The organism is Bernardetia sp. ABR2-2B, from assembly GCF_037126435.1.
In the GTDB taxonomy this organism is placed as follows: Bacteria; Bacteroidota; Bacteroidia; order Cytophagales; family Bernardetiaceae; genus Bernardetia.
Genome location: NZ_CP147020.1, coordinates 1,473,726 through 1,486,734 on the forward strand (window position 1 = coordinate 1,473,726; position 13,009 = coordinate 1,486,734).

The window sequence follows — 13,009 nt, forward strand, 5'->3', positions numbered from 1 at the left end:
TTATATATTCGTTTTTCTATTTAGTCTAAAGCATAAATTATGAAACTATACCTACGCTCTGTATTTGTTCTTATTTTTTTAAGCGTTCTTTCTCTTCCTTTTTTATCAACTTCTTCTTTTGCTCAAAAGAAACAAATACCTCAAACTACTCGCCTTTTGTTCGTTCTTGATGCTAGTGGTAGTATGAATTCGGCTTGGGAGGGCGATACAAGAATTAATATTGCTCGTCAGATTTTGTCAGACATGATAGACTCAATTGCTAATGTTCCTTATGTAGAAGTGGCTGTTCGTGTCTATGGTCATCAATTCAATTTTAAACAAAAAAACTGTCAAGACTCTAAACTAGAAGTAGCTTTCGGCTCAAGAAACAATAGTCAGATTCGCACTATGCTTGACGGCTTACAACCAAAAGGAACAACGCCAATTGCTTATTCTTTAGAACAAGCTACAAAAGATTTTCCAAACGATGGAAAAGACACAAGAAATGTAATCGTGATGATAACCGACGGAATAGAAGCCTGTGATGGCGACCCTTGTGCTATTTCAAGAGGTTTGCAAGAAAAAGGAGTATTCTTGAAGCCTTTTATTGTAGGAATGGGAATCGAACCCAAATATGCGAAAGGTTTTGATTGTATGGGACGTTTTTTTAATGCCAAAACATCAAGACAGTTCAAAGGATTTTTGCAAGAAGTAGTCAAACAAACACTAGGCAAAACTACTGTTACTGTTGAACTTTTAGATGAGAAAAAGCAACCAAAAGAAGCAAATGTTCATATGTCTTTTATAGACCAAGTTACTCAAAAATCTCGTTATAATATTGTTCACTTTAGAGATAAAGGAGGCAAAACAGACGAGCTAGATATTGATGCCATTCCTACTTATGATTTGATTGTTTATACTACGCCACCAATTATTCAAAAAAATGTAGAAATTATTGGAGGCAGACACAACGTAATCAAGGTAATGACTCCTCAAGGCAAACTCAATATTTCTCAAAAAGGCTCACTTGATTACTCTACAGGACATAGTGCAATTGTTCAACAACGAGGTAAAAGTGATATTTTAGTAAATCAACAAGTCAATGAACCTCACAATTATTTGATTGGAACATACAGAGTAGAGGTTTTGACACGCCCAACTACTGTTTTTGAGAATGTCAAAATCACTCAAGGCAGAACTACAAACTTGCAGGTAGCAACACCAGGGGTAGTTACGATTCTGAATAAGCTCTCAGGTTATAGTAGCGTTTATGTTGTCAAACCAGACGGAAGCGAAGAATGGGTAATGAACCTACCAGAAAAAGGAATCCCACGTACAAATTTTGCCCTTCAACCAGGGCGTTATCGTTTTGTTTTTCGCTCTTCAGAAGCCAATGATAGTTCGTATTCTAAAAGTACATTTTTCAATCTTAGTGAAGGAGGTGCATTTACATTAGATATTTTAAGATTATAAAAACCTATTTTCCCACGATTAAAATCGTGGGTTTCATTTTTTTAATTAGAAGTAGTTTAAGAATATAGATTTTTCTTTAGAATTGGGTTTGCAAACCCCAATTCTAAGGAAAAATAACCCTGCCATTGTTAGTGTTTTACAGAAGCGACACCAACAAATACACGCACAAACCTATTGTTAAATAACTTCTTAATTTACTTTCTCTACTACAAAAAACTCTACTCGCCTATTTTTGGCTTTATTTTCTGCATTTATATTTTCTACCTTGGGTTCTGTCTCTCCCTTTCCTAGTGGAAGAAGTCTATTCTCATCAACTCCATTTTCTATCAAAAACTGACAAACTATTTTAGTTCTTTTTTCTGATAAAATCTGATTATATTTTATTTCGCCTTCATTGTCCGTATGAGCAATTATTTGAAGAGAAACGGTAGGGTTTTCATTCAGAAAAAGTAAAATTCTTTCCAAACTCATTTTTCCGTTTTGAGTAAGCAGAGCTGAATTCGAATCAAAGGTAAAATCATTTAGTTCAAAATATTTTCCTGTGGAAGTTTCTATGAGTTTATTTTTTTGAGAAATCAATTTAGAATTTTCTTTCTGAGGAAAAAAACCTTGTAATTGTTTTGGAATAGGGATACTATACTCTTCACTTCCATAACAAGCAGCACAATGGTCTTGTACCCTTGAAAAATAAATTTTATTTTCTTTTGGCAAAACTGTAAAACTACTCTCTGTTGAGTCCGAACTAATACTTTCTATGAGTTCCATTTCCGACCATTTATTATTTTCTTGTTTTTGTATCATATAAATATCATACAAACCTAAATTTTTCACTCCTTTTGTGCGTTGTGCAGAAAATAAAAGTGTTTTTCCATTAGGCAAAATATAAGGAGCAACATCACAACCATAATTGATGTGTTTGTTATCAGAGATAGAAATCATTTTAGGCTGATTCCATTCTCCAAACTCATTTTTGGTAGAAAAATAAATTCTTCCACAACCTGTTGCATTTGGTTTTCTTGAAAAATAAATAGTTTTTCCATCAGCAGAAATAGAAGGAGAAAGTTCATAAGCTTTGATTTTATTGAGAGCTTTTACTTCAGCTGGTTCTTGCCAAGTTAGTTTTCCATTTTGTAAAACTCTTTTCGTTTTCCAAATATCATAATCTCCTTTTGTGTTTTTCTTTGAGTAAAGAAGCGTATTTCCATCAGCAGAAAGCGAGGGATAAGAAATTGTATTCTTTCCATCTGGATTGACTATTTTTATTTCTTCTCTTTTGATATGATAATCAAATTGTTTGTATGGAGTAGCTTTTTTATACTTATAATCAGTATTTTTCCTGTACCAAACCTCATATAAACTATCTACAAACTGATAAGAAACAGGTTTTACATAAAAAAATGAATTATCAATGCAAACAATAATTTCATTGGAAGCAATACTTGTCGTGATAGAAAATTTATGATTGTAGTAATAATTTCTGTTGTTTCGGTCAACAGTATCAATAATATGTATTGCTCTAATTTTAGCCTTTTCCAATTTTACAATATCTGACGAATTTTCTAAAGTATCAATTATAGAATTTCTATTCCAAGAAAGACCACTTTTATTATTGTTTTTAGAAATGCTTTTTTCAATTAGTTTATTACTTTCTACATCATTGTTTTGAGTCAATTCAATTTCATTTTGGATAGAATTTTCTGAATTAACTTGTTTTTTTTGCTGAAATATGAAATCAGAAACAAAATAAATTCCGATACAAGAAAGCAAAAACAGCAAAGCAGAAAAGAGATAAATCTGTTTTTTATAAAACGGTTTTGATGTTTGTTTGTAATGAATCTCTTCTAACTCCTCCAAAATTTGAAGATTTTGGAGTTCTTCTACAAGTTGTTTTTGTAATAGAATATCTTGTTTTTCATTATTAGATAAATGAGAAAAATCATTTAAAGAATCGATAGTAAAATTTTCGTTCTCTAAAAGCTGTTCTATTTTTTCTATTTCTGTAAGATGTGGCGACATGATATTTTTTGATAAAATTTTAAAGTAGGATAGTTTGTAAACTTTCTAATTGATTTTGAGCTAGTTTTTTGGCTCTCTGCAAACACTTATATTTTTGTGCTTTAGCTGTCGAATCCGAATTATAACCCAACTTTTGAGCTAGTTCTTTCATCGAAAATTTATCTACATAATATCCTGTCAGTAATTTTTTACACGGCTGTCCTAGCTCTGTCAAGATTTTTCTCAAAACAGAAATGGCTTCTTCACTTTTGTAAATATTTGTATCGTCTTGATTTTCAAAATCTATTTTATCAGAAAATTCTATCAAAAAATCTGTATTTGAAAGTGTATTTTTTCTGGCTTCTTTTCGCTTTTTATTTCTAAAAATATTATGACAAATTCCGAAAAGATACGTTGAAGGTTTTGCAGTTAATTTAAAATCTAGCTTTTGTGCTTGATGATAGAAAACTAAAATTGCTTCTTGAAAAATATCTTTTGTTTGGCTTTCTTCTGCTCCTAATTTCTGCAACCCTTTACTTGTTTTTTCAAAAGATTGATAGAGATATTCTAAAGCTTTTTTTCGTTTTATTTTGTCTTTGGGTTCTCTTAAAAATTGGATTACTAGTTCATTTTTCATTTTGGATAGTTGAGTGAAATTTGGTTTTTACTTCTTTATGTTTGTTTTTCAAAAAGGTAAACCCTAAAAATCAAAAGTAAGTCAGACTTCCTAGTCTGATAGTAAATGCAACAGACTAGGAAGTCTGTTAACAAGTAAAAGCATTTTGAAATTAACTGGTAACTGATTACTGTTCACTACTAACTGATTTTTCCTCGTACATATAATCTTCTCTAATAAGCTGGGCAGGTTCTAAAAACGACTTATCAAGTCTATCAAAATGATAAATTCCGAGTGCATTCGGAACAAGTTCTGCAATATACGAACGTCTAATTTGATGCGTTTGGAGATAAAAAATTTCTATAAAAGGCGCAGAACGAATCAATTTATTTTTGAGTTGATTAGACAAATATTCTCTTTCAATTTCATTTTTTTGCTTTAGATATTCTATAAAAAGAGAATCAAAACCTAGCTTTTTGATGGAAAACAAATCGTTTCTATCAACTTTATTGATGAAACTTATTTTACTAGAATCATTCTGATTATTTGTTTGGGTTACTGTTTTAGTTTCTTCTTTCTCAAATTCTAAAAAACCTTCTTTCTCCATCAAAAATTTATCATAACTTTTTCTATCAAAATAACTCCAAAACAAAAAACTCTCATCTGCAAAAGAAGCCTTAAAAGTGGTTGCAATCAAATCAGCCTTGTTTTTATTTATGTCATCTAAGTAAAGAATAGAATTTATTCCCAAGTTTTTCCATTGTTTCCGTGCTAAATTTACCCAAAGTGTATCTTTTTTTTCTGCAAAAATTTTAATCATATTACTAGCAATGAGTGTAGAATCAAAACCTATTTTTTGTAAAATATCCTTGCTCGTCTGTGGATGAAAATAATAACCATCTGCTTTATTTTGCGTATTCTGTTGAACATGTTTTGGTAGAATATTTGGGAAAATTCCTTCATGAGCTGGAGCAGAATAGGACGGAATCTTTTTAAATTCTTCTCTATAAATCCCCATATTTAGAGCCTGTCGGAAAGATTGAATTGTAAAAAAATTTGCTCTTAAATCTATATTAGAAGTATCTAAAATTTGAACCTCAAAACCTGCCGTTTGCAAAAGTGGAAAAGAATCTATTTGAATGAATTTTGAAATAAACTCCTTACTTTGAGTTTCAGATTTATTCGTAATATTATTTGACTTCGTTTTATACCTCTTCTGATTTAATTCTTTTTCCTTTTGAATAATGAAGGGCAAAACGGTTTGAGTTTGCTCTGTGGAGGGAAGCCAGTCTAATTGATTATTGAGAATTTTGTAAGCAATATGTTCAGGATTTTGATAAAAATAAACGTGTATTTCATCTAAAAGTGGAAGCGTGTCTAATTTGATTGTTTTATGAAAATAATTTTGATTTTTCTTTAATGTTATTTTATGATTATCTTCAAAGTAATCAACATAAAAAGCACCCGAACCAATAGGCGAAAATTTATCTCCCAAACGGCTTTTTTTATTTGGAACAATCAAACTTTCAGTACAAGAAAGCAACTGCACCAAAGGCGAAAAAGGAATTTGTAAGTGTATTCTAAATTTTCTATCATTGATTACCTCAAAGGCTTTTTCATAGTCATTTCCTATTATTTCTTTGAAAATTTGAGTTTGAATAGGCAGTTTTTCATCTGTTTTGCTTTTCTTTTCTGCCCAATTTATCAAACTTTCTACTACATCTTTTGCTGTCAAAATCTCTTTTGTCGATGTGCTGTGAAGTTGAATATTCGATTTCAAGACAAACTCCCATGTCAAGCTATCAATCTGCAAAGTAGAATCTGCTAAAGAAGGATAAAAGTTTCCATCATTTTCCAATCGCCAAAGTCCATTATAGATTTGGTGAACAATTCTTCTCTCAGCTTCATTGGTTACAGAAAGTGGATGTAGATTTTTGACAACTTCTAATTCATTATAACGGAATATTTTTTGATTGATTTGTTCTTGTTCCTTTTCAGTTTTGCAAGAAAAAAAGAAAATAAGAGAAATGATTGTATAAAATAGAAATTTCATTTTAGCAGAAAATCAACAAAGAATAAAATTTGGAAATAAAATTCAAAGTTACATTTTTTCCTATTCATTTACTGGTGCAAGATTCTATCTTGTACCTACAACTTTGTCAGCATATGCTGACGAAAGAGAGCGTCCAAGCAAGATGCTTGAACGAGAACCATTTTTAATCAATTTCTTCTATCAAATGCAAAAACTCACTCAACATCATTGCCGTTGCTCCCCAAACAGAATCATCATTTACAGCAAAATAAGGAACATCTAAAACTACATCATTAGCTAATTTCACTTTTTTCTGCATTCTAAGATTTGGATTTTGAAGGAAAGAAAGTGGGGCTTCAATAATTCTATCTACTTCTTTTGGGTCTGGAATAAAACTAGGCTTTTCGTTCATGAACCCTACAAATGGAGTAACCATAGAATCACTCGGTGGAATATACAAATCTGATAAAGAACCTATAATATTAGTTTTTGGAACAATAACACCTATTTCTTCTTGTGTTTCTCTAATAGCAGTCATCATCAAATTTTCATCTTGTTCTTCTCGTCCTCCCCCTGGAAGACCAATTTGTCCTCCGTGATTATGTACGCCCTCGTAAGGTGGACGCAAAACCAAAGGCATTTTCCAGTCGTATTTTTGGTTTCCATCTTCGTCTTGATAGGGATAAAGCAACATCAAAACGGCTGCAACTCGTGTTTTTTTTCTTTCTTTGTATTGAAATGAAAATTCTTTTGTTCTTGCCGAAGATTCCATCAAAGTATGTGCTTTTTCAGCAGGACGAAGAGGAGAATCCAAACGGTTTTTGAGTTTTTGTATAAAATCGCTCATTCAGTTATAAGTTTTTCATTAAACAGTTATCAGTTAATTTCATTGTACAATAGAAAATACGCTTAATAGGCTTATTTTGTTTAAAATTTAGGAATTTGAATTGTCTACTATTTTAAAAAGTGTTTTGACAACTACAAATTTTCGTAATTCGTAATTTTTAATTCGTAATTAATTTATGAAAAATCTAAAAGTTGGTTTAGTCCAACAAACATGCAGCACCAACAGAGAAGAAAATATCAAAAAAAGTCAAGAAGGTATTAGAGAATGCGCCAAAAATGGAGCTAACCTAGTCGTCTTGCAAGAACTTCATAACAATGTTTATTTTTGCCAAAGTGAAGATGTAAATTATTTTGACCTTGCCGAAACTATCCCCGGTTATACTTCAAATGCTATTGCAGAAACAGCAAAAGAATGTGGTGTAGTTGTCGTTTCTTCTATTTTTGAAAGACGTGCAGCAGGAATTTATCACAATACAGCCGTAGTTTTGGAAAGCGACGGAACAATCGCAGGAACGTACCGAAAAATGCACATTCCAGACGACCCAGCTTATTATGAAAAATTCTATTTTACACAAGGGGATTATGAAAAAAGAGGTTTAGATGGTGAAGGAGCAGGTTTTGAACCTATCGATACTTCTGTCGGACGTTTGGGAGTTTTGGTGTGTTGGGATCAATGGTATCCAGAAGCTGCACGACTTATGGCTCTTGCAGGTGCAGAAGTTTTGATTTATCCGACAGCTATCGGCTACGAAAAAGGAGATACACAAGATGAAAAAGACAGACAACGAAATGCGTGGATTATTTCACAACGAGGACACGCAGTAGCCAACGGTTTGCCAGTAATTTCTGTAAACAGAACAGGTTTTGAAGAAGATTCGACAGGTGTAACTGATGGAATTACCTTTTGGGGAAATAGTTTTGTAACAGGCTCACAAGGCGAGTTTTTGTTTGAAGGAAGTAAAGATAAAGAAGAAAATAATGTCGTAGAAATTGATATGAAACGAAGCGAAAATGTCCGTCGCATTTGGCCTTTCCTTAGAGATAGACGAATTGATGCTTATTCAGAATTATTGAAACGATATAGAAGTTAGATTTTTTCTCTAAGTAATTAAGCAGAATTAAATATAACAAAACCCACAACGGTTTTAGCCCTCAGCGAAGCTAATTTTAATCGTGGGAAAAGAGTCGCAAAAGTGTTATCCCATAACTAAAGTTATGGGTTTTATTCTATAGAAACACTCAATAATAACTTACAAGTAATTTTACTCAATTACTTATGATTAAAGTCATGGGTTTTCTTTTTTAAGAACGTTAGTATTTATAAAACAGAACTCAAAAATCTTTACTACATTTGCTTACTGTTTATTGTATATAAGATTTTTGTTTTTTTATCAGCCCACTACTTATGAATCTTGATTTACTAATTTCTAATCTGACCAACCCAACACTTTTATTTTTTGTGTTAGGTATTTTTGCCGTTAAAGTAAAAAGTGATTTAGAAATCCCTGCTGGTTCGGTCAAATTTATTTCTTTGTATCTGCTTTTTGCTATTGGCTTTAAAGGTGGACAAGAACTTTCTCATAGCGAATTTGATTTAGAGATTTTATTTTCTCTTCTGTTTGGAATTTTTCTTTCTGTCATTGTTCCTCTCTATACTTTCTTTATCCTAAAACGCAAACTTTCCATTTCTGATGCTGGTGCGATTGCAGCCTCTTATGGTTCGGTAAGTGCTGTTACTTTTGTAGCTGCAGCTTCCTTTTTAGAACTTCAAAACCTTGCTTTTGGAGGACATATGGTGGCTGTTATGGCTCTCATGGAAGCACCTGCAATTGTTGTTGGTGTGGCTCTGATTATGCTTTATAATAAAAAAGAAGAAGACCAAAATTTGAGCTATGACAATGAAGAGATAGAAGAAATAGATGAGTATGAGCCTAAAATCATTCCTACGCACGATTTTCAAATTGATGACACGTATGATGCTGCACCACCTCGCAAAATTTCGGCAACCAGCAAACTAAAAAATATCATCATTCACTCCTTTACAAATGGTAGTGTTTTGATGGTCTTGGGAAGTCTTATTATCGGACTGATTGCAGACGAAAAACAAGCCGAGGGAATTAAACCTTTTACAACAGATATTTTTAAAGGATTTTTGGCTATTTTTCTTTTGGCGATGGGAATAGAAAGTGGTAAAAAACTAAGTGCTTTCTTAAAGTCTGGTTGGTTTGCAGCACTATTTGCAGTCATTATTCCTATTTTTAATGGTTCTCTGACGGCTGTTGCAAGTGGACTTATTACAGATGATATTGCCAACCGTTTTATCTTTGCAATTTTGGCAGCAAGTGCTTCTTATATTGCTGTTCCTGCTGCGATGAAAATTGCCGTTCCACAAGCTAACTCTGGTCTTTTTATTCCAATGGCTCTAGCAGTAACTTTTCCTTTTAATATTACTGTTGGAATGCCTATTTATTTTATGTTGATTCAGTAGGTCTGAATTTAAGTTGGTTTTATTGATTTGTTTACCTCACAATTATCTTAGAAATATGAATTAAATAAACTACTATTTTCAACCTGTTAAATTAATGGTAATCAATAATTTATAATCGTAATTAGCTATGCTGAATATTCATTTCGTAATTTTTAATTCGTAATTCGTAATTGATCCTTATGCGCCATTTATATACTTTGTTTGGGAGCTTAATTTTATTATTTGCATTATTTTTTTTTACAAAAAATCAATATACAAGTCATTCTTACCCCCTCAATTGGGATGAAGTTGATTATGTAGAAGCTACAAAATTAGGTGTCCTTACAAATGCTTTAGAGTTGGAAGGAATGGGGCTGTTGAGCTATATAGAATTGGGAATAGCAAAAGTTCAGAAAGACGAGCAAAAAATAGCTCAAATCTCTGCAAACCTTCCTGACGAAAGCCTAGACCCTTTACTAAAGAGACATTTACACCCTACTTTACCTATTTTCTATTGGTCTTTTTTTACTGATTCGGACGTACAACAAGAAGTGAGTAATTTTAGGTGGAGCAATATTATTTTGGGTTGGCTTACTGCGCTCAGTTTTATAGTTGGTTTATGGATTGTCGGAAAGCTAAATCCTTTTTCCTATTTCTGTATGTCTATAATAGCTAGTTTTTTTATTACACAAGAACTTGTTTTGGTAAGTTTTGCACTTCTGAATTATCATGTGTTTCACCTTTTAGCTACTATTTTATATTTAGGTATTTTGGTAAAATACATAGAAACAGAATCCTCAAATACGACCTCTAATTTCAAACACGCCTATCTTTTGGGAGTAGGTGTGGCTATTTTGTTTTTAACCTTAGAGATGGCTCTGGTGGTTGTAGGAGGTAGTTTTTTAGCTATTATTCTGATAGGCAAATGGAAATTATTAATTGACTTTGCTTCTTTAGGGAGAGCATTGGTTTCTTTTTTTGTTACGCTTCTTTTGTTTTGGGCAGGAGCTATCATAAAAGGCGCAATGATAAAATCTTGGTTCAATTATGCGTACAGAATCTTTGGAAATAGAAATGCTGAATACGAAAGAGTGTCTTTACTTGAAAACTGGATAGAGCTAGTCAAAACAACTCCTATTTTATTTTCTCTTATTATTTTGGGTTTCCTTCTCGTTATCTATACTATTTATAAAAAGAAATTGAGTTCTGTATATTTAGTTCCTTTTTTAGTAGGTTTGATTTACGCAATTGCGATGACTCCTTTTATGATACATAGCGTTTATCTAATTCCGAGCATAGGAATGCTTTTATTTGCTTGTGGTCTTATTTTTAGTGAAAGTAAATTGCATCATTATATCAAAATAGGCATTGTTTTTTCTTTGTTTATTGTAATAGTATTCAATTTTTCTACCACTGATTTTGAGCAAAAAATTAGAAAAACTAAGATAGAGAACAATGGTTATCTAGGTGATTTTGACACAATAGAAAAAATAGCAATAAATAATGTCTCTAAAAAACCTGTTTTAGTAACAGGAGCTCATATCATTAATTATTACACTTCTCTTAATAGTCAAGAATTAAGTAGATGTTCTATAGCTTCTCCTGATTTTTGTAAGCGTCAGAATTATGCCTATACAAACATCGAAAATGAAATAAGAAATAAAAAATATAAAGTTATCGTAATCTTAAAATGGATGAAATACCCTACTGAAAAAATCTCTTTACTTAAAGAAATAGGTTATTTACATCAAGAACTCACTTATTATGATGTTTTTTATCTCCAAGAAAATTAATTTTATTTACTTTGTAGTTATAAATTCTTTATTACCTCTTCATTCTTTCTTCACTACCATTAAATGATGAACAAAACACTTTCTATTATTATACCTGCTTATAACGAAGCCAAAACAATACACTTAATTCTTGACAAGGTCAAAGAGGTAAAATTAGATGGTAACTTCGAAAAAGAAATTGTTATTGTAAATGATTTTTCGAAAGATAACACAAAAGAAGTAATAGAGAAATACAGCCAAGATAATCCTAGTCTGTCTATTAAATACTTCGAACACGAAAAAAACAAAGGAAAAGGTGCTGCTCTTCATACAGGAATAGCTTCTGCAACAGGAGAATATTTGATTATACAAGATGCAGATTTGGAATACGACCCCAATGAATATAACCTGCTGCTCAAACCTATTTTGATGGGCGTTGCAGATGTGGTTTATGGTTCTAGGTTTGTAGGCAGCCAACCACACCGAATTTTGTTTTTTTGGCATACGATAGGAAATCAATTTCTTACTTTTCTTTCTAATATGTTTACTAACCTAAATTTATCAGATATGGAAACGTGTTATAAATTATTCAGAACAGAGACTATTCAAAGCCTAAAGTTAAGAGAGAATAGGTTTGGCTTCGAACCCGAAATCACAGCCAAAATATCTAGAATCCCTAAAATAAGAATTTATGAAGTAGGAATATCTTATTATGGAAGAACTTATGAAGAAGGCAAAAAAATTGGTTGGAAAGATGGATTCAGAGCCATTTATTGTATTCTAAAATATGGTCTCTTTAGAAGTAACTAGATTTTACTATCAAGTTATACTTTTATTTACATATCAATTAAACAAAGTATAGATATAGGTCAGTCTCGCAGAGCAGACCGTTTGTAGTTCACTTTACCTATTTTTAGTTTCGGAAGATAGTCTGACCTATTTATTTTGATAGTATCTGTCATGATTTTACAAATAGTTATTAAGCAAATCTTCTAGTTTTTCTTGTCCTTCTAAAATAAGTTGTGCAAATTCTCTCAAAGCTCCTTCTCCTCCTTTTCTTTCAGTTACATAATCAACTCTTTCAGTTACTTCTTTCATAGCATCTTTTGGTGCTGCACTCAATCCACATCGCATCAAAATCGGTAAATCTATCCAATCATCGCCTATGTAAGCAATATTTTCAGGTTTTACATTATTTTCTTTCAAAATAGCAGCAAAGGTTTCTAGTTTTGCATCTGTTCCTCCCTTTCCGTGATAATGAAAATCAAAGCCAAGTTCTTGACAGCGTTTTTTCACTACTGGAGAATCTCTTCCTGTAATGACACCGACCTTAAAACCTAATTTTTGAAGTGGCTTGATAATAAAACCATCTTTTACATTAAAATTCTTGTATTCTAAAAAATTATCATCATAAATAATTTTACTGTCTGTTAGCACTCCATCTACATCGGTAAGAATGATTTTAATTTCTTGTATTTTCTCTTTTAATGCAGTATTCATTTTGTAAAGCTTTATTTAGGTTGATAAACAAATTAGTGATACAAGACCATAAAAAAGCTACTGCTCTTTGATAAGTAACAATAGCTCTATTTTTTGGAAGGTTATATTAGTTATTTGGACAAACTTCATCAGCTGATTTGCCACAATAACTACACGAGCCATCATCCGTTTTTAAGAATGGACTTTGACTAGCACATGTTCCTCTAAATTGTCCTTGTTTTTGAAAAAACATTCTAACTCCCATTCCTAAAAAGTAAAGCATCAAAACGCCTATTGCAAGAACGATTGTATATAAGATTGTCATAGTTTTAAAAGTATTGGTTATTTTT

Annotated in this window: 11 protein-coding genes; 5 read left to right on the plus strand and 6 right to left on the minus strand. The window is 31.8% G+C overall.

Features of this window, described 5'->3' with window-relative positions:
- Positions 1-39 precede the first annotated feature (39 nt).
- Entirely contained in the window at positions 40-1,452 is a 1,413-nt protein-coding gene (locus WAF17_RS06145) for a VWA domain-containing protein (protein WP_338767605.1), read from the plus strand.
- Between the two features lie 189 nt (positions 1,453-1,641).
- On the opposite strand, the gene WAF17_RS06150 is transcribed toward WAF17_RS06145, so the two are convergent.
- The 4 genes from WAF17_RS06150 to WAF17_RS06165 all read right to left on the minus strand — a co-directional run bounded on the left by WAF17_RS06150 (position 1,642) and on the right by WAF17_RS06165 (position 6,942).
- A complete protein-coding gene (locus tag WAF17_RS06150) occupies positions 1,642-3,468 on the minus strand; it encodes an OmpA family protein (RefSeq protein WP_338767607.1) in 1,827 nt (608 codons plus the stop codon).
- A gap of 19 nt (positions 3,469-3,487) precedes the next feature.
- Positions 3,488-4,084, minus strand: coding sequence for a sigma-70 family RNA polymerase sigma factor (locus WAF17_RS06155; RefSeq protein ID WP_338767609.1), 597 nt, complete (start codon positions 4,082-4,084; stop codon positions 3,488-3,490).
- 166 nt (positions 4,085-4,250) lie between these two features.
- On the minus strand, positions 4,251-6,116 hold the full coding sequence (locus WAF17_RS06160) for an ABC transporter substrate-binding protein (RefSeq protein WP_338767612.1): 1,866 nt from the start codon (positions 6,114-6,116) through the stop codon (positions 4,251-4,253).
- A 163-nt stretch (positions 6,117-6,279) separates the two neighbouring features.
- Positions 6,280-6,942 (minus strand): CoA pyrophosphatase, encoded by a 663-nt coding sequence (locus WAF17_RS06165; protein ID WP_338767614.1) that lies wholly within the window; start codon positions 6,940-6,942, stop codon positions 6,280-6,282.
- A 175-nt stretch (positions 6,943-7,117) separates the two neighbouring features.
- Here WAF17_RS06165 and WAF17_RS06170 point away from each other — a divergent pair, with 175 nt between their 5' ends.
- The 4 genes from WAF17_RS06170 (at position 7,118) to WAF17_RS06185 (ending at position 11,990) form a co-directional block, all read left to right on the plus strand.
- Entirely contained in the window at positions 7,118-8,032 is a 915-nt protein-coding gene (locus WAF17_RS06170) for a carbon-nitrogen hydrolase (RefSeq protein WP_338767616.1), read from the plus strand.
- Between the two features lie 314 nt (positions 8,033-8,346).
- Positions 8,347-9,429: a sodium-dependent bicarbonate transport family permease gene (locus WAF17_RS06175; protein WP_338767619.1), complete on the plus strand. Its 1,083-nt coding sequence runs from the start codon at positions 8,347-8,349 to the stop codon at positions 9,427-9,429.
- Between the two features lie 179 nt (positions 9,430-9,608).
- Positions 9,609-11,201, plus strand: coding sequence for a hypothetical protein (locus WAF17_RS06180; protein ID WP_338767622.1), 1,593 nt, complete (start codon positions 9,609-9,611; stop codon positions 11,199-11,201).
- Between the two features lie 66 nt (positions 11,202-11,267).
- Complete coding sequence (locus tag WAF17_RS06185) at positions 11,268-11,990, plus strand: glycosyltransferase family 2 protein (RefSeq protein WP_338770152.1); 723 nt, start codon at positions 11,268-11,270, stop codon at positions 11,988-11,990.
- Between the two features lie 156 nt (positions 11,991-12,146).
- On the opposite strand, the gene WAF17_RS06190 is transcribed toward WAF17_RS06185, so the two are convergent.
- Both WAF17_RS06190 and WAF17_RS06195 read right to left on the minus strand, forming a co-directional pair.
- Positions 12,147-12,680 carry an HAD-IIIA family hydrolase gene (locus tag WAF17_RS06190; protein ID WP_338767624.1) on the minus strand — a complete coding sequence of 178 codons (534 nt, stop codon included), beginning with the start codon at positions 12,678-12,680 and terminating at the stop codon, positions 12,147-12,149.
- Between the two features lie 106 nt (positions 12,681-12,786).
- Complete coding sequence (locus WAF17_RS06195) at positions 12,787-12,984, minus strand: hypothetical protein (protein ID WP_338767626.1); 198 nt, start codon at positions 12,982-12,984, stop codon at positions 12,787-12,789.
- Positions 12,985-13,009: the final 25 nt, after the last annotated feature.

What these genes read in the sequence shown, in the direction of transcription:
- WAF17_RS06145 (WP_338767605.1), top strand. Translation starts at nt 40, where the DNA reads ATGAAACTATACCTACGCTCTGTATTTGTTCTTATTTTTTTAAGCGTT.
- WAF17_RS06155 (WP_338767609.1), bottom strand. Translation starts at nt 4,084, where the DNA reads ATGAAAAATGAACTAGTAATCCAATTTTTAAGAGAACCCAAAGACAAA.
- WAF17_RS06185 (WP_338770152.1), top strand. Translation starts at nt 11,268, where the DNA reads ATGAACAAAACACTTTCTATTATTATACCTGCTTATAACGAAGCCAAA.
- WAF17_RS06160 (WP_338767612.1), bottom strand. Translation starts at nt 6,116, where the DNA reads ATGAAATTTCTATTTTATACAATCATTTCTCTTATTTTCTTTTTTTCT.
- WAF17_RS06195 (WP_338767626.1), bottom strand. Translation starts at nt 12,984, where the DNA reads ATGACAATCTTATATACAATCGTTCTTGCAATAGGCGTTTTGATGCTT.
- WAF17_RS06170 (WP_338767616.1), top strand. Translation starts at nt 7,118, where the DNA reads ATGAAAAATCTAAAAGTTGGTTTAGTCCAACAAACATGCAGCACCAAC.
- WAF17_RS06150 (WP_338767607.1), bottom strand. Translation starts at nt 3,468, where the DNA reads ATGTCGCCACATCTTACAGAAATAGAAAAAATAGAACAGCTTTTAGAG.
- WAF17_RS06190 (WP_338767624.1), bottom strand. Translation starts at nt 12,680, where the DNA reads ATGAATACTGCATTAAAAGAGAAAATACAAGAAATTAAAATCATTCTT.
- WAF17_RS06175 (WP_338767619.1), top strand. Translation starts at nt 8,347, where the DNA reads ATGAATCTTGATTTACTAATTTCTAATCTGACCAACCCAACACTTTTA.
- WAF17_RS06180 (WP_338767622.1), top strand. Translation starts at nt 9,609, where the DNA reads ATGCGCCATTTATATACTTTGTTTGGGAGCTTAATTTTATTATTTGCA.
- WAF17_RS06165 (WP_338767614.1), bottom strand. Translation starts at nt 6,942, where the DNA reads ATGAGCGATTTTATACAAAAACTCAAAAACCGTTTGGATTCTCCTCTT.